The sequence below is a fragment of the Maridesulfovibrio frigidus DSM 17176 genome (assembly GCF_000711735.1).
Taxonomy (GTDB): domain Bacteria; phylum Desulfobacterota; class Desulfovibrionia; order Desulfovibrionales; family Desulfovibrionaceae; genus Maridesulfovibrio; species Maridesulfovibrio frigidus.
The window spans coordinates 46,742-65,920 of record NZ_JONL01000005.1 but is presented as its reverse complement, the minus strand read 5'-3'; the positions used below and the strand labels follow the sequence as shown (position 1 = coordinate 65,920).

Annotated in this window: 19 protein-coding genes; 4 read left to right on the top strand and 15 right to left on the bottom strand. The window is 44.1% G+C overall.

All coding sequences use genetic code 11. The features are described 5' to 3' along the window. Positions 1-182 precede the first annotated feature (182 nt). Positions 183-548 (top strand): hypothetical protein, encoded by a 366-nt coding sequence (locus BR06_RS19260; RefSeq protein WP_084154111.1) that lies wholly within the window; start codon positions 183-185, stop codon positions 546-548. Positions 549-621: 73 nt separating this feature from the next. Here the strand turns inward: BR06_RS19260 and BR06_RS0111000 are convergent, their stop codons facing one another. Next, a complete protein-coding gene (locus BR06_RS0111000; RefSeq protein ID WP_031482901.1) occupies positions 622-1,062 on the bottom strand; it encodes a hypothetical protein in 441 nt (146 codons plus the stop codon). Between the two features lie 187 nt (positions 1,063-1,249). Next, positions 1,250-2,461: a tryptophan synthase subunit beta gene (trpB, locus tag BR06_RS0110995; RefSeq protein ID WP_031482899.1), complete on the bottom strand. Its 1,212-nt coding sequence runs from the start codon at positions 2,459-2,461 to the stop codon at positions 1,250-1,252. A 249-nt stretch (positions 2,462-2,710) separates the two neighbouring features. On the opposite strand from trpB, the gene fsa reads away from it, so the two are divergent. The 3 genes from fsa to BR06_RS0110980 all read left to right on the top strand — a co-directional run bounded on the left by fsa (position 2,711) and on the right by BR06_RS0110980 (position 4,643). Then, the gene (gene fsa, locus BR06_RS0110990) at positions 2,711-3,355 is read left to right on the top strand and encodes a fructose-6-phosphate aldolase (protein WP_031482897.1); all 645 of its coding nucleotides are present in this window, start codon (positions 2,711-2,713) and stop codon (positions 3,353-3,355) included. A gap of 34 nt (positions 3,356-3,389) precedes the next feature. Next, on the top strand, positions 3,390-4,190 hold the full coding sequence (locus BR06_RS0110985; protein ID WP_031482895.1) for a 4Fe-4S binding protein: 801 nt from the start codon (positions 3,390-3,392) through the stop codon (positions 4,188-4,190). Between the two features lie 63 nt (positions 4,191-4,253). Further along, entirely contained in the window at positions 4,254-4,643 is a 390-nt protein-coding gene (locus tag BR06_RS0110980) for a DUF3574 domain-containing protein (protein ID WP_051677022.1), read from the top strand. 151 nt (positions 4,644-4,794) lie between these two features. Here the strand turns inward: BR06_RS0110980 and BR06_RS0110975 are convergent, their stop codons facing one another. The 13 genes from BR06_RS0110975 to BR06_RS0110915 form a co-directional block, all read right to left on the bottom strand. After that, the gene (locus tag BR06_RS0110975) at positions 4,795-7,071 is read right to left on the bottom strand and encodes a PAS domain S-box protein (RefSeq protein WP_031482891.1); all 2,277 of its coding nucleotides are present in this window, start codon (positions 7,069-7,071) and stop codon (positions 4,795-4,797) included. Positions 7,072-7,119: 48 nt separating this feature from the next. Further along, a complete protein-coding gene (locus tag BR06_RS0110970) occupies positions 7,120-7,551 on the bottom strand; it encodes an RrF2 family transcriptional regulator (RefSeq protein ID WP_031482889.1) in 432 nt (143 codons plus the stop codon). 156 nt (positions 7,552-7,707) lie between these two features. Continuing rightward, a complete protein-coding gene (locus BR06_RS0110965) occupies positions 7,708-9,621 on the bottom strand; it encodes a response regulator (protein ID WP_034602996.1) in 1,914 nt (637 codons plus the stop codon). A gap of 101 nt (positions 9,622-9,722) precedes the next feature. Further along, a complete protein-coding gene (divK, locus tag BR06_RS0110960; RefSeq protein ID WP_031482886.1) occupies positions 9,723-10,088 on the bottom strand; it encodes a DVU0259 family response regulator domain-containing protein in 366 nt (121 codons plus the stop codon). Between the two features lie 142 nt (positions 10,089-10,230). Continuing rightward, positions 10,231-10,584 carry a DVU0259 family response regulator domain-containing protein gene (gene divK, locus BR06_RS0110955; protein WP_031482884.1) on the bottom strand — a complete coding sequence of 118 codons (354 nt, stop codon included), beginning with the start codon at positions 10,582-10,584 and terminating at the stop codon, positions 10,231-10,233. A gap of 87 nt (positions 10,585-10,671) precedes the next feature. Continuing rightward, positions 10,672-11,565, bottom strand: coding sequence for a universal stress protein (locus BR06_RS0110950; RefSeq protein ID WP_031482882.1), 894 nt, complete (start codon positions 11,563-11,565; stop codon positions 10,672-10,674). Positions 11,566-11,623: 58 nt separating this feature from the next. Then, entirely contained in the window at positions 11,624-13,018 is a 1,395-nt protein-coding gene (hmcF, locus tag BR06_RS0110945; RefSeq protein WP_031482880.1) for a sulfate respiration complex iron-sulfur protein HmcF, read from the bottom strand. Positions 13,019-13,057: 39 nt separating this feature from the next. After that, entirely contained in the window at positions 13,058-13,735 is a 678-nt protein-coding gene (gene hmcE, locus BR06_RS0110940; RefSeq protein WP_031482878.1) for a sulfate respiration complex protein HmcE, read from the bottom strand. A 38-nt stretch (positions 13,736-13,773) separates the two neighbouring features. Next, positions 13,774-13,905 carry a sulfate respiration complex protein HmcD gene (gene hmcD, locus BR06_RS0110935; protein ID WP_031482876.1) on the bottom strand — a complete coding sequence of 44 codons (132 nt, stop codon included), beginning with the start codon at positions 13,903-13,905 and terminating at the stop codon, positions 13,774-13,776. Positions 13,906-13,925: 20 nt separating this feature from the next. After that, the gene (gene hmcC, locus BR06_RS0110930; RefSeq protein ID WP_031482874.1) at positions 13,926-15,098 is read right to left on the bottom strand and encodes a sulfate respiration complex protein HmcC; all 1,173 of its coding nucleotides are present in this window, start codon (positions 15,096-15,098) and stop codon (positions 13,926-13,928) included. Further along, positions 15,098-16,153, bottom strand: coding sequence for a sulfate respiration complex iron-sulfur protein HmcB (hmcB, locus tag BR06_RS0110925; RefSeq protein WP_031482873.1), 1,056 nt, complete (start codon positions 16,151-16,153; stop codon positions 15,098-15,100). The genes hmcC and hmcB overlap by 1 nt, the downstream gene beginning before the upstream one ends. A 19-nt stretch (positions 16,154-16,172) precedes the next feature. Beyond that, complete coding sequence (hmcA, locus tag BR06_RS0110920) at positions 16,173-17,837, bottom strand: sulfate respiration complex hexadecaheme cytochrome HmcA (RefSeq protein ID WP_031482871.1); 1,665 nt, start codon at positions 17,835-17,837, stop codon at positions 16,173-16,175. A 766-nt stretch (positions 17,838-18,603) separates the two neighbouring features. Further along, positions 18,604-19,050 carry a hypothetical protein gene (locus BR06_RS0110915; protein ID WP_051677021.1) on the bottom strand — a complete coding sequence of 149 codons (447 nt, stop codon included), beginning with the start codon at positions 19,048-19,050 and terminating at the stop codon, positions 18,604-18,606. Positions 19,051-19,179 lie beyond the last annotated feature (129 nt).

The following is a 19,179-nucleotide window of genomic DNA, read 5'->3' as shown; positions in this document are numbered from 1 at the left end:
TCACATACCTTCCTATGATTTTTCAAGTGGAGAAAGGTAATTTTTTTTGATGTAACTAAACGGCGTGTTTGACATCACTATTTGTTATCGATGTAGGTATATTATTCGGTTAAAATTTATTAAATTATGCAAATATAGAATATGCGTTGATATTGGATTGCGTGTATGGTATATTTTATCGAATGAAAGTATGTATAATGTTGCTCGCAATTTTATCTATATCATATCCAGCTTTTGGGTCTGAGAGAGATTACCAAGACCTGTGGTGTAATCAAAACCACGGAGAGGTAGAATTTCGTCTTCCAGACGCAACACGGGTTGACTGTTTGACTGACACTCACGCAGTGGAAATGGATTTTGGGCGCAAGTGGGCCGAGGCTATCGGACAGTCGCTGTATTATGCTTCATGCACAGGGAAGCGGGCCGGGGTGGTCCTTATTGTCGATAAGAGTAAAGAAGGCAGATATCTAAGGCGTTTAAATGAAGCTATCACATATGCAAAACTACCCATCGACGTGTGGATTATGGATTCAAAAGTGTTGCCCTAACACACATTGATATTGGACGTAATAAAGCCCCTTTTGAATTAGCTTCGAAAGGGGCTTTTCTTTGTGTAAAAAACTAAATTTTGTCTAAATTCATTTGGTCGGCAATTTTAACCATTGCTTCAAGTGTTACTTTTTTATTTTCGGGCGTAATGGATGAGTATATTATCACGAGGCTTTTTTCGGGATTTAGAACAATCATGAGCCCGCCAATCTCTCTTGCTCCGGGGCGAAAGTAGAAAGCGTCTTTATCTTTGTATTTAAATTTCTTTGCATCAGGAATCTGTGGGTCCAGATCACTGGAAAGTGTGAATTGATAATTTTGCTCGCCTGAAGTGTACGCTACAAATGCACTACCTTCGCCACCTTGGCTGGCAACGAGTTCAGCTCCTTTTGGTACAACTTTAAGGGCCTGCTTAATGAGTGGATCTACTTCAAATTTATTTGCCATGGCGAGAGATGCCGTCATTAGTAATGAAACAATAACGAGTTGTAAAATTATAGATGCTTTTTTCATTCTATATCCTTTTAATAGTTGAAATGGTTTGAAGTATATTGACCGTAATTTTTTTAATCTAACTCAGTAAAGCATGAAAGTATTGTCGCTGCAAGGGTGGTAAGATCATAAAAAATCCGGCCACCTCATTAATAAGGTGGCCGGATTTTATATTTTAAAGCATATGCCTGATTCTGATTAATCAGGTTTAAGGCATTTCGAATTCGCCTTTGCTGATCAAGCTTTCAATTTCAGCAACGTCTTTGTCTCCGCGGCCGGACAAGTTAACAATGATGATGTTGTCTTTAGGGAGAGTCGGCGCAAGCCTGATGGCGTGTGCCAGCGCGTGAGAAGATTCCAGTGCAGGTATAATTCCTTCTTTCTGAGAAAGAGTGAAGAATGCTGCTACAGCTTCTTTGTCGGAAGCGTGAACGTATTCTGCCCTGCCTAAATCTTTGAGGTGCGAATGCTCAGGTCCTACGCTTGGGTAATCGAGGCCTGCGGAAATGGAATAAACAGGTGCAGGCTCGCCTTTGTCATCTTTGAGCATGTATGAGTTAAAACCGTGCATTACGCCTGGTTCTCCGAGGCAAAGTGTCGCGGCATGTTCACCCGGTTCAAGACTGCGTCCGGCAGGCTCAACTCCAACGAGTTTTACTGATTCATCTTTAACGAACTCAGAGAAAAGTCCTATAGCATTTGATCCACCGCCCACACAGGCTATGCAGTAGTCTGGAAGGCGTCCTTCGTCTTCAAGAATCTGCTCTCTAGCTTCTTTCCCGATAATAGACTGGAAATCGCGGACCATCCCAGGGTATGGGTGAGGTCCTACCGCAGAGCCTAGCAAGTAGAAAGAGTCCTCCGCGTCCTGAATCCATGCTCCGAGAGCTTCGTCGACGGCTTCTTTGAGTGTGCACTGTCCTGATGTTGCAGGGATAACTTTTGCGCCCATCATCTGCATACGGAATACATTCAGCTTCTGTCTTTCAACATCCACTGCGCCCATGTAAATGGTGCATTCCATACCCATGAGCGCCGCAGTAGCTGCAGTTGCTACGCCGTGCTGCCCAGCACCTGTTTCGGCGATAATTTTCTTTTTGCCCATGCGTTTAGCAAGCAAGATTTGGCCGAGGGTGTTGTTTACTTTGTGCGCACCAAGGTGGTTTAAATCTTCGCGTTTGAGATATATTTTGGCTCCACCGAGTTCATTGGTAAGATTGGAGCACAGGTAGAGCGGGGTAGGGCGTCCTGAGTACTTTGCAAGATAGTATTCAAATTCTCGCTTGAATTCAGGGTCATCTTTAAATTTGTTGTAAGTATCGGCAAGCTTATTAAGAATTGGAATGAGTGGTTCGGGAACAAATTGTCCGCCGTATTCTCCAAAAAATCCATCTGCTTTTGTAGTTGCATTGTCAGTCATTTTAGTTCTCCTGAATATACTTTTCTTTCGCTGAGTTGCCGTAAATTGAATTGGGCACACTTGTGCCGAGTAAGCATTTACGCGCCTCATTGTGGGTTGTCAAATTTTGGAGGATACCTATATCAGAAGATAGTGCTTTTGCTCACGCTTCATTTGTTATATGAAAACGAATCGTGAAAAAGCTTTAAGTACTGGTCTTTATACCTTCGCATTTAATTATATGCGTGTAGACGAAAGGGAGAATAACTAATGGAATTTTTTTTAGATACCGCAAATATTGTTGAAATTAGAAACGCTAAAAAGCAGGGTCTTCTTGATGGGGTCACTACTAATCCAACACTTCTTTCTCGAGAAGGTGGTGATTGGCGTCAGCAGGCTAAGCTAATTTGTGAAGAAGTTACCGGCCCTGTCAGTCTTGAAGTTATGGGTGAAACTGCTGAAGAAATGATAGCTGAGGCTGGTGATCTAGCCTCATTCGGAGATAATGTTGTGATCAAAGTTCCTTTAACTTCCGAGGGGTTGGTTGCGACTAAGGCGTTGTATAAAAAGGGTATGAAAACGAACGTAACTCTTGTTTTTTCTCCTTTACAGGCCTTGCTTGCCGCGAAGGCAGGAGCTACGTACGTCAGTCCTTTCGTTGGAAGGCTTGATGGAATATCTCATGATGGTATGGAGCTTATTTCTCAAATTAGAACAATTTTTGATAACTATGAATTCCCGACTAAAATTCTGGTTGCATCCATTCGTAATCCACTTCATGTCCTCGATTCCGCATTGATCGGCGCAGATGTAGCGACCATTCCGTATAAAGTGATCAGCGAGCTTGCCAAGCATCCACTTACCGATCAGGGGCTTGCTTCCTTTAAAGCGGACTGGGACAGTCTGACAAAGTAAATTTGTAGTAGCGCATTGTTTTTTGGGGGCATTTATGGCTGATTCCAAATTGAAGTTAATTTATTTTTCTCCGACAAGAACCACAAGACGTGTTCTTGATGCTGTTGCCAAAGGTTTTGGTGCAGGTGAATTAACTGTTTTTGATGTGACCAGGGAAGAAGGTGTTCCTCAAGACTTTGATTGTGCAAATGACGATCTGGTTATTATTGGAACACCTGTTTATGCGGGCCGTGTTCCCGCTATAGCTCTAGAAAGATTGGCTAGCCTCAAGGGAGCGGGAGTTCCCGCTGTTTTAGTCGTCGTTTATGGTAATAGAGCTTTTGATGATGCCTTGCTTGAGCTTAAAGATTTTTCCGCAGAGGCCGGGTTTAAGCCCGTAGCAGCTGCGGCCTTTATCGGTGAGCACTCATACTCTACGAAGGTCACACCTGTGGCTGTCGGCAGACCGGATGCTGGCGATATTGTGAAAGCCGAGGAGTTCGGTAGAGAACTCGCTGTTATGTTTCAACGCGGTAAATGGGATAATGGCGTTGGTCTTAATGTGCCGGGCGCTAATCCATATAAAGAGCGCGTTAACCGGGCACTTGTAGCACCCTTTTCGCAGGGCAATTGTGAATTGTGCGGAGCATGTGAGAGAGTTTGTCCTACAGGCGCAATCACCGTAGGGGTGGAGGTCGTAACCGACGCTGACAATTGCATATTGTGCTGTGCCTGCGTAAAAGTTTGTACTAATGACTCTCGCAAGATGGAAGTTCCACGAGTTTTAGAAATTTCAAAATGGCTATCAACAAATTGTGCAGAGCGCCGTGAGCCTGATGTTTTTTTAGCGCAGTAGTGTAAAACTGGATCACTTTGTTCTAGAAAAAACGGTTTATGATTTTTAAGGTGGAGTCGATAAATGGCTGCGAATAAATTTAGATTGCTCATTCTTGTACTGCTGCTATTTGTTATTTCGGGGTGCGGAGCTGGAAATTGGAACCGTTACGAGCTGTATTTTGGGCTATCAGCCGAAGGCGGTAAGACTGAGATTAGTGAACAGCAGTGGGCGAATTTTATGCAGACTGAAATCGCACCCGCCTTTAGTGATGGGTTTACCATTTATAATTCATCCGGTTTCTGGAACGAAGACGGGCGCACCTACGCAGAAAAGAGTAAGGTGCTGATGGTTGTCAGTCCTGATTCCGAAACGGATTTAAAGATTAATAATATTGCGCAATCTTATAAAGCGATGTTTGAGCAGGATTCAGTTTTAAAACTGGTTAACCCTGTGCAAGTTGAATTTAGATAGTGAAGAGAATTTAGGTGTAATTTAGAAACGGGAATCTGCTTGCAGGTTCCCGTTTATTTGTGCTGAAGTCATTTTATTTAGATCAAGCCCTTCGTGAATAAATTTTCAAGAGTTTCAGTGGTATCTAGACTGAGTAAGCAATGGGAGCTTTCTACCCAGATTCTTCCCCTGCATCCTCGCGCGGGAACGCAATTGTGAAGCAGGCTCCTGACCCTTCTCTTGATGAAGCTTGAATTGTTCCTTTGTAATCCTGTACTATACCATACGATATGGATAGCCCCAGTCCTGTTCCTTTACCCACATCTTTGGTGGTGAAAAAAGGCTCGAAGAGCTTGTCTTGGATAGTTTCCGGTATACCTCCACCTGAGTCGCAAACATCTATAATTACTCTAGTTTTTGTGCAGTATGTAGTGATGAAAATTTCTTTGTCTTTTGATATCGGGCAGCTCTCAGCCCAATGATCTTCAATTGCATCTCTGGCATTGATGAGCAGGTTTATAACCACTTGTTCCAGACGGTTTGAGTCAGCCATAATCTGAGGAAGGTTATCATCAAGGTCCCAAACAACCTCAATACTGCGAACACGTAGCTGCTGGCTGAAAAATTCAAATCCGCGAATCAATACATCATTAACCTGTACCGGCATGGTCCTCAGATCTGCTTTACGACCGAATTCGCGCATGTGCTCGATAATCTTACTTGCACGGTCAACATGTGAATCAATGCCCTCAGCCATTTCGTGAAGTATTTCAGGCTCTATTTCTTGTCCACGGCTGACTTTACGCATTAGCAGATTGCTGATCGTCTTTAAAATTGCGAGCGGTTGATTCAGTTCATGAGCAACACCGGAAGCCATCTCTCCTAGTGTAGTCATTTTGCTGGCCTGAATCAGTTGCTGCTCAGCTACGAGTTTTTTAGTCACGTCGCTACAGGTAACAATCAGCGCCTTGTTATTAAGAAATTGGGCGGGAGAAATGCGCATCATCACGTACATGTGTTTGTTAAATTTGGTTAGCTGGGTGCATGGTCCGATCTCTTTCTTGAATTTAACAAGATGACCGTAATCAGCTCTTTCATCTTCACGGAATAGCTCTGTGAAAGGCTTGCCTAGTGTTTCAGCAGAAGAATATCCGTATATTTCGAAAACATGATCATTACAGTTTAAAATTTCCAATGTGTCCGCATCAAGAACAAAAACTGCTCCGGGAATGGAGTCAAATATGGCATGGTAGCGTTCTTCAGAAACAGCCAGGCGTTCTTCAAGTTTTTTGCGGGGTGTGATGTCGAGCATCATTTCCATGGCGGCAATAATCTTACCAGAGCGATCCCTGATGGGAGAAGTGTAAACAATCCAATGGATAGGATTTCCATTTTTAGAAAGTCCAGACTCTTCACTCATATGTGAAGTGAGATCAAAAAATGTTCTTTCAACAGGGCATTCTACACATTTTTGATCGCGGTCTTTATTGATCTGATAGCAATGTCTTCCGGCAGGTTTGCCGAAATGTTCTTCATAAGCTCTGTTATGACGAATAACTTTAAAGTTGAGATCAACGACGCTTACAAGACATGGAACATTATGAAAAAGTTCACGATATTCTTCTTTTTGTTCGCGTAGCTCTTTATGTTTTTCTTGAACTTGACGACCCATCATATTGAACGCGTCTGACAGAGCACCAATCTCGTCTGTTTGATCGAGATCGACACCTTTAAATTCTTTTCCTGCTCCGATACCCTTGGTTGCTGTAATAAGTTTGCTAATAGGCTTGAAAATAAAATTATAAGCATAAATAAATAGAGCTGCAAAAGTGGCGATGAAAACGATCAATGCTATTACTACATTTGACTGTTCAAAGGTGGTAATCATGGCGCTTTTCTTTTCCATGGAGACTTCCATGTCTAAAAGGCCAAGAAGCCGCTCATCTTCGGAATGGACATGGCATGGGCCGGGAGCGCATCCTTCTGAATTTCTGATAGGGGTCATGATGCTGATAGATTTTTCACCGTTAACCGTTTTTATGCGGCTACGTTCGGCTAAACTCATGCTGGCTGGAATAGGATCATACTGATGACAGGTCCAGCATGATGCTGTTTTCAAATCTACGACAGTGTTGACTTCTTCAGAGTCATTTGAAAAGACGATCCTGCCTTTTTTATTATAAATGCGGATACTTTTTATTTCGCGCTGTTTGCTGATATTATTAATATCAACTTTGATGTCTTCTTTAGAATCGAGCATCATGGCGTAGTGGAGGCTGAGCAGAATAGTGTCGGAGAGCAGTGCAATGTCACCCATGACATTTTCAGTGACGTTTTTTTTGAAAAAGACGACATTGAAACTTGTCCAAAGCATGACGCTCAGTAGCAAGGTAATGCCACCTGATAGGATCATTTTCATGATTAAACTTTCGCGTAATCTCTTGAACATGACACCTTCTCCTCAGGATTTTATAAACTATGACAAATAAAAATCACTTTATTTCATCCTTTCAGTAGGACATAGGTGTGCGTCTTTTATAAGGTCAGCCAGAGAATATGAATCCAGCATTTTGTACATGGCTTGATTTGCATCGTCCCAAATGGAACGGCGCAGGCATACTGCTGAGCGCGCGCAGACTGTTTCGTCCCCTACGCAATCGAGAACTTTTTCCTGACCATCTAATATTTTGGCAATAGCTCCGATAGAGATGTCTTCCGGCTTTCGTAGAAGGATGTTGCCGCCATTCGGGCCTCTTTTACCTTTTATATAGCCGCCATCTTTGAGCATTTTTAAAATTTTTTCGAGATATTTAAGCGAAATTTTTTCGCGCCTAGCCGAGTCTTTGCTCGGAACAGGGCCATTTTCGGAGTGCAGTGCAATGTCTAGCAGCAAGCGTGCCCCGTATCTACTTCGAGTGGTTAGCTTCATGAAATGGTACTTGAACCTGTCAGGTTAATTATCTAAAATAAAAATGTTTATAATAGTTAGATAGCAGGATGCTTAAAATAATGAAAGAGAAAGAGAACTGCTTTTCTCGATATTTAAAAGAAGAAAAGATGCGTTATTCAGGTCAACCGATTCTGGTTAAACTGTGCAGGGCAGAGTTATCGTAAAGGTTGTTCCTTTACCTAATTCAGAATCTACCGAGATTTGGCCGTTATGTTTTTCGATGGTTTGATTGGATATAAAAAGGCCAATCCCTGTTCCTTTATTACCTTTTGATGAAAAGAATAAGGTGAAAATTTTGTTTGCTGTCTCTTGGTCCATGCCCATTCCTGTGTCAGCGACAACTATTACTAACTTATCATCATTAAGTGATGCGGAAAAACTGATAGAGTATTCTTTCCCTTCTTTTGGATTAACACAGGCATCTACAGCATTTTCAAGGAAGTTAACAAGCGTTGCAGACATGGCACTTGAATCAATTCTGATATGGCCCAGATTTTCAGGGATATCCAGTGTGAAATCCAGCCCTGCGTTTGCTGCTTTAGGCGCGACAAGTGCGGCTGTTCCATTTAAAAAATGTGTAGCATCAACTGTCTCAAGCTCTAACTCGCGAGATTTTGCGTAGTAGAGGATGTCCAGCACCATCTTTTTGACTCGTCCTACGGTGCTTTTCAGAACTTTAGTCGCAGCATCTATGCGATCTTGATCCTTTTTTCGAAGTCCTGATTCCAAGCGATATATACCACCATCTAGCGCAGTCAGCATTCCTTTGACTCCATGGGACATGGAACCAAGCATGAATCCGAGAGATGTCAGATGATCTTGCAAGCGGCGTATTTCGGTAATATCTGTGGACATTTCCATGACCTGAATAATTTCACCATAGGCGTCGCGTATAGGGGAAGACCAGACAATAACATTTTTTTGTTCACCTTTGCTGGTGGTTACCACTGTTTCCATCTGGTGAGATTCGCCATCTTCAAAGGTAAGTTTTACTGGGCATTCAGTGCAAGGCTGATCACCTTGCTTATATGTCTTGAAGCAATGTGAGCCGGGGGCTTCGACGAAATCTTCTTTAAATCGGCGATTGACTTCAGCAATGGTGAAATCTTTATTTTGAACTGAAATGTAGCATGGAGCTTCATCAAAAAGGCGTTCGAATTTGTGCTGAGTGGTAAGCAGTTCATCTTTAAGACGCTGCAATTCAGTCATATCGACAGAAATATCTAGTACAAGCTCAATCTCGCCCTCTTTGTTGGCGATAGGAGCAGTATAAACTGTAACGGGAATCTCTTCACCGTCTTTGCCAAGAAAAGTTTCTTTACTACGTTGTCCTTTTCCCGTTTCAAAGGTCTTTTGAACAGGACAGGCGTTGCCGGCAGAGTTGCGGTCTGAGTAGATATCAAAGCTATTTTTACCAACAACATCACCAAGGCGTTCTTTAAGAAGCTGGTTTGCTGAGACAATTTCTAAATATCTATTATGGATAGAAACAAGACATGGTAATTCATTGAAGAGTCCAGATCCCATTTCTACTTCACTTGATGCACTCGAAAGAGCTCCGCTGAGTCCTTCAATCACCTGACAAGCAGCATTTTGACGTTCTAGTTCAACGATGCGCTCGGTTTTTTCATCAACTAAGCGTTCTAAATTCTCGGTATACTCGCGAAGTTTAACTTTCATCTGGATCTTTTCCAGAACGCGTGTAAGTGAAATTTCCAGAACTTCGTCGTTTATGGGCTTGGTAATAAAATCAGCGGCATCCAATTTGAGGGATTCAATGGCAAGATCAAGATCTCCATGCCCAGTAAGCATGATTACCTCAATTTCAGGATTTTGGGATTTAACAGTTCTGAGCAGCTCCAGCCCATCCATTTGGGGCATTTTGATATCTGTAAGAATGATTGCAGGTTTGAAAGTCTTAAGACGTTCCAATGCCGCGTAACCATTTTCAGCAGTCTCGACAATATATCCGAGGTCTACAAGTGTGAGTCCGAGAAAGCGTCTGATACCTTCTTCGTCGTCTACAAGCATTAGCTTTTTGCTGTTCATCCCATCCCTCCAAAAACATAATGCGGCTCCGGGATTAACTCCCGGGAAAAAATTTCGCTACATAATCAGTAGCTATCCTTGCAGCAACAGAGCTGGTCAGGCTAGTCGTTCGGATCACCAAGAGCCTCTCTGACAATCTGAATAACGTCAGTTGGGTCAAAAGGCTTTTTAATAGTTGCCACAGCGCGTTTGATAGCCAAGTGTATGCCGGATAATCCGCTGATAACTATGACAGGTATATCTGAAAATTGTTCTTCTTGAGTCAGTCTACGGTAGAAGCGAGGACCCCATTCATGAGGCATTTCTAGATCAAGTGTAATTAAATCAGGCTTTTCAGCCATTGCTACGTCGTAAGCTGTAATTCCATCTGATGCGCGGCAGGTAAGGTAGCCGTGATCTTCAAAAACATTAATTAAGTAGTCAACGATGTCTGGATCGTCGTCAACGACCATGATTTTCTTGGGCATGCTTGTCACCTGTATGATAATTTGTCCGGGAGTTGAATCCCGTTGTGGGGAAAAGCGGGACCTTACCAGCGAGCCCTTTTAATGTAAAACCGACTGACATGCGAGTTATTGCATGTCAGTCGGTCTTATAATCATAAGATATTTAGCCAATTGTTTCTTTAACAATGGCTATCAACTGATCTGCGTCGAAAGGCTTAGTCAGTGTAGCAACTGCTTTAGGAATTGCGTACTGGTTAGCATTAAGACCACTAATTACGATAACTGGAGTTCTTTTCAAAGCTTCGTTCTGGCTTAGCTTACGGTAGAAGCGTGGGCCCCATTCGTTAGGCATTTCTAGATCAAGTGTGATCAAATCTGGAGTCTCTTTTTCAGCAACTTCGATAGCTACTATACCATCTTCCGCTGTAACGGTTTCATAACCGTTGTCTCCGAATAGTTCGCTCAAGTAAGAACGAATTTCCTGATCGTCATCGACGATTAAAATCTTCTTAGACATAATAATCCTCCTGATGAAGCTAGATTTACTGGCAAATATTAAATTCCGCATCCGTCCGAAATTAGTCGGATGCGGATTTTAGTTGTATTAAACTTTGTCCGGCTTGCTGACGCTGACGACCGGGCAGTTAGCCCTAACAATAACCTGTTCCACTGTGGAACCGATTTTTGCTTTTTCAGCATCAAGTTCGTGTGCGTGATGGGCCATAACGATCAGGTCCACCTGCTTTTCACGAGCAAGCTTGACGATTTCCACGTAAGGAGCTCCTTCCCAGACTTCGATATCGAAGTTCTTAAAGTCACCCATCAGCGGAACATAAGTTGCGCGGATACGTTTGCGGGCAGCAATAAGCTTTTCTTCAATCTGATCCTGGTCGAGAACCTTACCACTGATATCCAGTGCGTGGAAAAGGGTCAGGTCGCAGTCTAGTTCGCGGGCTGTGCTAAGAGCAAATTTAAATGCACTTGTAGCCTGCTTTGAGAAGTCAGTTCCAAATAGGATGTTGGAGAAGCCACCCCAGTAGGATGCGGACTCACGGTGTACAGTAAGGACAGGGCAGCGAGCTGCCTTGGCTACTTTCTGTAATGTGCTTCCAGGGTATCCTCTCTGGTACTTCGCGCTATCACCTGAGCTTGCGCCCATAACGATAAGGTCAGCATCCTGATTACGTGCTTCACGGAGAATTTCGCGTGGCGGCATTCCGGTAGCGAGCACGATTTTAGCATTTTCTGCACCAGCGAATTGTTTTGCGTAAGTGGTCTTGAGTTCTTCTTCAACCCAAGCGAGATAATCTGCATCCACTTCAATTTCTTCGCCGGTACGGACGTCGTTTACTACATGAGAGAAAGCCTTGGTAGGCACTCCCAAAACATGGAAGATCGTTACTTCCGAACCGTATCTTTTAGCCATATCGAAAGCTACGCGAGCAGCTCCGAAGCTTGCCGGAGAACCGGTGGTGGCTAATATAATTTTCTTAAACATGTGACACCTCGTTAGTTGCGGACTGTTGATGCTACACTCTTGCCAATAAAGGTCGGAGTTATTCTTCGTCCTTTGGCAACATATGCTCAGGCACATCCAGCATACCAATGATCAGCGGTTTAAGGAAGGACCAGCGAATTCCGATCTCATACTCTTCCTCAAGATCTCGAATAGCATCCCAGCAGTTATGACAAGGAGCAATAACCAGCTTACAGCCGGTGTCGATAATCTGATTCATCTTTGTACGTAGAGCAACGTTACGCTGCTCGCGGTACATGCCGATTCCGTTGAATCCGCCACCACCACCACAGCAGTAGTTGTGTTCTTTGGTAGGTGACATTTCAACGAAGTATCCAGGTTCAACGATATAACTGATGATTTCTCTAGTTACATCTTTAAGTCCCTGGTTACGCACGTAGTTACAGGAATCCTGCAACGTTACAGGCTCTTTGATTCTTTTTGCAGGATCAATTTTGAGCTTGCCTGTGCGAAGTGCTTCAGCCAACCATTCTACATAATGAATGTATGGAACAGGAGGCAGACCGTCTGGACGACCTGTCCAGTATGGTCCTTCGATAACAGTCGCACGATGTGCATGTCCGCATTCGGTTCCTGTTGCGCGCTTAGGATTTAAGCGTTCAATAGCGTCGTATACGTTCTGTACATTATCCTTACAACATTCCCAGTCACCTGCAAACATGGATAGGGAAGTTTGTTCCCAACCTTCTGAAGGTACGGTCCAGTTTTCACCGGCTACGTGGAAGAGGATAGCTGCTTCAGCTACATCTTCAGGGTAATGCTTAGGTTCGCGGGCATTACAGGTATACATGATGTCTGCATTCTGCTTGTCCACGGGAATTTCAAGACCTGGCCATTCTTCTTCGGTTTCTTCCGCCATCCACTCACAGGTTTCAACCCAGTCTTCAGTGGTAACGTCCATCTGCGCGCGATAAACGCGATGCATTCCGGAACCGATTTTAAGTTCCCAAGGAACGAATCCCTGAGAGTAAAGAAGGCCGCGTAGGTAACCAAACATGACACCCATGTCGATTCCGTGCGGGCAGTACATGCCGCAACGGTTACAACATGTACATTGTGACCATGCTACATCCATGCAGTGACGCATGAATTCGTTGGTAACTTTACCTTTCTTTTTAACAATTTCGCCAAGTGTTGACTGAATCTTGTATGACGGAACCTGCTGAGGAATCCGACCATTAACTTGATACAGAAAACAACTATTGGCGCAGAGTCCGCAATGGGCACAGATTTCAAACCAGGTTTTGGTCCTGGATTTCATTGTCTTCTGTATTAGCGCCCAGAGAGCGTCGGAATCAACTTCCAACTCTAACATCTCTGCGTAGTATTTAGTACCGCGACTATCAGAAAGAGTCAGCTTAAGCTGCTCATCTGTTTTAATCGGGGTCTTATTACATAATATTCCTTCAGGCATTGTGCTTCTCCTCTATGAGTCTGAATGAATCGGTTCCTGTTACCAGGACAGTGAGGAACCCTTCATGCCACCGCGTTTGATACCGTAATCCATTCCGAGCTGTGCGCGGGACATGAAAAACAGAACAACGTGGCTGAGCTTAGTGAAGGGCAGGCTCAACAACCAAATTTCACCAGTGATGATGTGGGCAGTAAGCCAGAACTGATAGTCACCGATTCCGTATCTAGCCAAAAGGCCAGTTACGAAAGGAGCTAGAGTTATCACCATCATCAGGTAATCATAGCCAGTAGTTAGAATTCTTACTTCAGGGAAAGCAACGCGGCGCAAGGTCAATAATAGACCGGCTACGACTGCTGCCCAAGTCAGGATGTCAGCTACACATGTTGGTAGAGCTGGCAGGCTGATACCGAGGTTCTCTTGTAGCATTACATTATGGGCGATCAGGAAAATCGGTGTAACCACGATCCCAATATGAAATACAAAGAACATCAGTGTGAATCCTGGACGAATCCTCCAGAGGCGTGCCCCTACAGGGTTCAGGAAGCTTATGATTGAATTAAACGCACCTTTCAACCCGTAACCCATGTGAGCGCGGTAAGCGACACGGTCAAGCTGCTGGTCGAGGCCCTTTATGTAGAGCACGATGCGCACCAACAGGCCACCGAAGCTGACAGCGAATGTCAGCCAGAGCATAGGCCCTGTTAGAAAATCGTACATGTTTTATCTCCTCAAGTATCGATCAGACTATTGCTAGTCTAGTCGTCGTTGTTGTTTCCACCCATCAGGAACTGCCAGAACAGAGTTACTCCGATAAGAGCTCCGCCCATGAGCAAGTACACGATACCTTTAGTGAAAGTGTAGTACTCTTGTAGGCTGAATATTTCCATTTGATTTCTCCTTACAGCGACTAGTGTTCGCCCTTGTAATCAGGATGCTCGTGGAAAATAGGCATCCGAGTGGTAATGAAGCGGAAGATAACCACACCAAGAGTGACTACGAAGACAGAGATTCCGATCTCCATCATGGTAGGGAAGTACCTTTCAGATGAAGGCAGGTGGTAGTTAAACGCGACAAGCGAAACGTTGAATCTGTTTAGAACGATACCAAGAACAGTGATAATAGCTGCTTTCTTGATAAGGCCTAAATTCTTTTCGCGCACACCGACAGCGTAGAGGAAACAAGGCAATGCAACAAATCCGAGCATTTCAACCATGAACCACAAGCCATAGCCTGAAGCCAGGTAATGCCAGTTGTTGCCGTATGCCAGTCCGATCATTTTAATGGCGAAGTATCCGAAGAGCACCAAGGATGCTGCTTTACCGAATCCAAGAACAACTCCGTCGTGGTGTTTGAGGTATTCCTCATCCATCATGTGGTGAAGTTTCTTATGGGAAAGGGTTCCTTCGAAGATTACCATTGAGAGACCAGCTGCGATACTGGACACAAAGAAGAACACTGGTAGATAAGTTGAGTACCATAAAGGGTGCAACTTAGACGGTGCGATTGTGTACAGTGCCCCCAAAGAGGACTGATGCAGAGTTGAGAGCACTACGCCGAAGATAGTCAGAGCCAGAGTCAATTTGACTACAACGGATCTGATTTTCTTCATGCCAAGCCATTCGAACATGGCTGGAGTGAACTCGATAAACAGTACTGTCAAATATAACATTACGCATAAACCAACTTCGAAGAGCAGTGATGTTGTTCCCTGCTGAACAAAGATTGGGTACGGCAAACGCCAAGGACGACCAAGGTCATACTGCAGAGCAAATACAACTAGAGCGTATCCGAGGAAGGCGGTTAGAATTGCCGGACGGACTGCGGAGTGAAAGCGTTTAAGTCCGAAGATGTAACACGCTGCGGAGGTAGTGTAACCACCAGCTGCAAGTGCAACACCACAGAGCAAGTCAAATCCGATCCAAAGTCCCCAAGGGTTGTTGTCATCAAGATTGGTGACAGCGCCGAGGCCTTTAGTGAATCTGAGAACAGTGATGACCAGACCCATAACAATGATTGCTCCAGCAATTACATTGAATGCGGTGAGGTTCGATTTAGATCCTGGATTGCCTGGATTCGACATTAGGATTCCCCCTCGCTGTTTTCGTCAGACTCTTCTTCTTTAGGAGTCAGAGCTTCTTCAACAGCTTTCTTGACCTCAACTTCGATCTGACGCTTGTTAGCGACATCAGCCTTTGAAAGGGCTTCAGAAAGGGTCTTTTCTGCCTGTTCGCTAGCCTTAGCGATAGCATTCGCAACCGCATCTTTTTTCTCTTCCGCAGCAACTTTGTCTTTGCGTTTGCTTATAGCGTAGATACCGCCGAGAAGCACAGGCCAGAGGCCGGCAACCATAGGTACAGAAGCTAGTGCGCCTGCAGTGAGTTCAGGTGCAGATTTGGTTCCCAAATCTTCGCGCATTCCGATCTCAGTGAAAGGTACTCCAGAGAGGTAAAGCCAGCTGGTTCCGCCCATTTCTTTCTCACCGTAAAGGTGATCAACGTAACGGTCGGGATTGCGTTCAATACGATTGCGAGCGATTTTGATGAGTTCATCTCTTTCGCCGTAAACGAGTGCTTCTTTAGGACAAGACTCAACACAGCCGGGCAATTTGCCTTCAGCTAAGCGAGGCGCACACATGGTACACTTCATTACTCTAGGAGTAAGAGGCTCGTCGTATTCGTAAGCTGGTATTGAGAATGGGCATGCTACCATACAGTAGCGACAACCTACACAGACTGTTTCGTCATAGACGACAGCGCCGTTAGGCAGTTTTTTGAATGCTTTTACGAAACAAGCTGAAGCACATGCTGGCTCCAAACAGTGGTTACACTGCGACTTGCGGAATAGAGGGCCTTTATCGGCCTTGTATTTATTGACTACAGTAAGAGTCTTGGCATCGGTTCTGCGTTTAGTGTCGAGCACTGACAAGTCATCATACTTCTTGTCCGGAGCGGGCAAGTCGTTGACCTTGTTACAAGCTTCTTCACATTTGCGACAACCTATGCAGCGAGTGGCGTCAAAAAGAACGCCGTTGCTGCCGGGGTGACCTTTAAAATCCTTACTAGCCGAAGCTATACCAGGAATTGAGGCCCCCACACAGGTTGTGCCTAGCATTCCGAGGAATGTTCTGCGTAACATTTATCAGTTCTCCTTCGGGCTAGCCGTTCTTTTTCGGTTCGTGACAGGATGAACAGTCGGTGGAAACAGGCTTCTTAAGTTCCATGCTTTCATGACATGTCATACACTGGCCGTGATAGGCTGCCTTAAGTGCTGGACGTCCATCTTTGGTCTTCTGTGACACGTTCGCGTGACAGCTTGCACAGGTTGGAGGAGTCTTAGATGCTGGGCTGTTGTGGTGACAGCTTGCACAGACAGTCAACGGTGTGCTGTGGAACGTATTAGCTAAGGAGTTGCCTTTCATGTTCTCAACTAAAGTGAGTACAATCTTACGGTGAGGAAGCTTGCTAGCCTTGTATTCGTTAGACATTACATCAATGTTTACGAATTCAGGAATGTCAGCAGTATCGAGCATTGCCGGTGAAGTAGGTCTTTCAATGATAAGAGCTGCTGCAACATCAGCCTTGGCGGAGGCATCTAGAGTTGCTGGGTCAGTGTCATTTTGAGGTACTTCGTGACAGACAGCACAAGTTGCTTCTGACTGAATTGTCTTTTTAGCCATGAGGTCGTGACAACCTGCACAGTTAGGATCTTTCTGTTTAAGAGCATGACAACCTACACAGCTCTGTGCGCTGTCTGGGTTATGCATTGCTTTATCAAGAGTAATGTAAGCACCTTCTTTAGAACCCTGCGCGGTGTGACATTCGGAGCAGGACTTTTTAAGAGTTTGGTGATGACAAGATCCACAAGAATCAGTGTTGTTTTCGTGTGCTTTGTGGTTGAAAGCGACAGGATACATTTTGCCTTTGACTTCAGTCTTAGCAGATGCATCTTTTGGTGCCGGAGCAGTCAGTAGGACAGCATCAGGCTGTTTTCTAGGCAGGCGAGGTAATACTCCACCCATCTTTTTCAGCAACTGAGCGTCGTCAGCTTTAATGTCTGCTGCTTCAGCAAGGCCATGACATCCGGCACACTGAACTGGGCCGAACTTTTTGGCTTTAGCTGTTGCTAATTCCATGTGACAAGTTACACACTGTCCGTGGAAAGCTTCAGAAGTGTTTAGTTTGACATCGCCTTCAGGTTTGGCTGTGTGACAAACAGTACAACTTTCTTCTTGTCCTTTCACGTATACGAGCTTTTTGGTGAGCTCATTGTATTCGTGGTGACAGCTTCCACAGTTTGTTTCCTGACCTGCATCATTCTTAATGATCTTTGAGTCCCAGTGACGGAAATGCAAGGTGTTATCCATGCTCGCTTTCGCGCGTTCCGCTTTGTACTCAGGGTCAGCTTGGTGACAACTGCGACATTCGCCGACCTGAGGGCCGGTTTTCTTGCCTGCAGCGGCATCCTTCACGTGACAGCTGATACAGCCGTTGTGATAAATTTCCTTGAGCTGGTCTGGAGTGCCGTCTTCATATCTCATGAATTTGAGTGAAGTGACATCCTTGTTTTTTTGGTGACATGCAGTACAGTCTTTACCCTGTTCTGCTACCGCCTTGGTGTGTGCATCGTGCAAAAACACGACTGCGGGCAATTCCAGTTTTCCCTGAGCGGCAATATCGTCGATCATGATTAGATCAGGACGCTGTTTGCCTTCGGCCTGCGGGGTTCCTACCATGCTCATAGCTTCCATGTGGAAACCGAGCACCCCAGCAAGGACGAGTAGAATACTGGACAATCGCAATAATTTTTTTCCGTTTGCCATAATTTCGATTCCCCTCTCTCAAAGCATTGGACTATGTAGCTGTATGCTACGAGTCCTTTGTTGCCCCGCCTCGTGTTTTCCGGGTCCCGCCGACTCAATTTCCCTCAGCGGGAGCAGCCAGCATTTAAAAAACCCGGGCACATCGATTCGACGCGCCTCATTACCTATCTATGTGGGAGGTATTAATACCTCCTTAACCGATAGGTATTTTTACCTGCTCGTTAGGTATGTTATTATTTATGGTCTCGTCAAGGGGGGTAGGAGTAAAAAACGCTTCTCTTTTTTTACTTTATTTCAGACTTGAAACGTCTGCAATCAAACCTGAGGAAGATGATGGAAATACTTGTTAAAGCCTGAAATCATTGGGTTGATATAGAACGGGTCATTGATGAGGGTGTGTTTTATTTATAAAATTATTATATTAATGCAATTGGAGCTATTTTTAAGGATAATTTCTAGTACGTTAAGAGTATTGTTGATCATTTTTTTATGGTTTTATTTTGCTGAAAAATAAGTTCCCAATGTTAAATAAAAGTAAAAATAAGTTGTCATTTGTAATTTTTTTCCTTTGGATATTGACATTATGGTTAGCCGTGAAATTCTGAAATAAGTGATAGTTGATACGTCAATCAGTCTAAGAATATAATATTTACGAGATTAAAATTGGTTTTTGGATTAGCCCTTAAACATAAAAAAAGGCTGGTTAACTATCAAGTTAACCAGCCTTTTTTTGTAGGGCAGTAGTGTTTTTTGCTATAATGGATAATTATTTTGAGTGGCTTTCTTGATTTAAACCGACTGTCTTTTGCGTGTTTTCAGCTGATTGATTTGTTTGTGGGGCTGCGTGTCCTGTCCGTTTTCTATCATATTTCTGTGCATCTCTTGAGAGGGGGATAATATTTGAGACCTCTCCGTGTTCATCATAGAATATTTTGTAGGACATTTGGTCGCCATTTGCTACAGCTTCAACCGGAGTACCTATAACTTCCCACAAGCCCAACGTGAAAACATCTGCAACTCCGTGGAATAGAGCTCTACCGGCTTTTGCTCCGCCTGAATATCCATCCCTAAATGAAAACACATCATACTCAACAGTTCCATCAGCTCTTTTAACGGTGCTGACAGGTTGTCCGAATTCTCCAAGCATCACAGATCTCGGCTGACCTTCGGTTATAATGGACATTTCTTTTGCATCATCTTGATTTGCAGCCATATATACAGAGCATCCGCTCGCTCCAAATAATATGAGCGCTATTGATAACATTAAAGCTATAGTTGTTGGTCTCATTGCGAATTACCCTCGGAGTTTATATATTAATTATTATAATGTATTATATTAAAA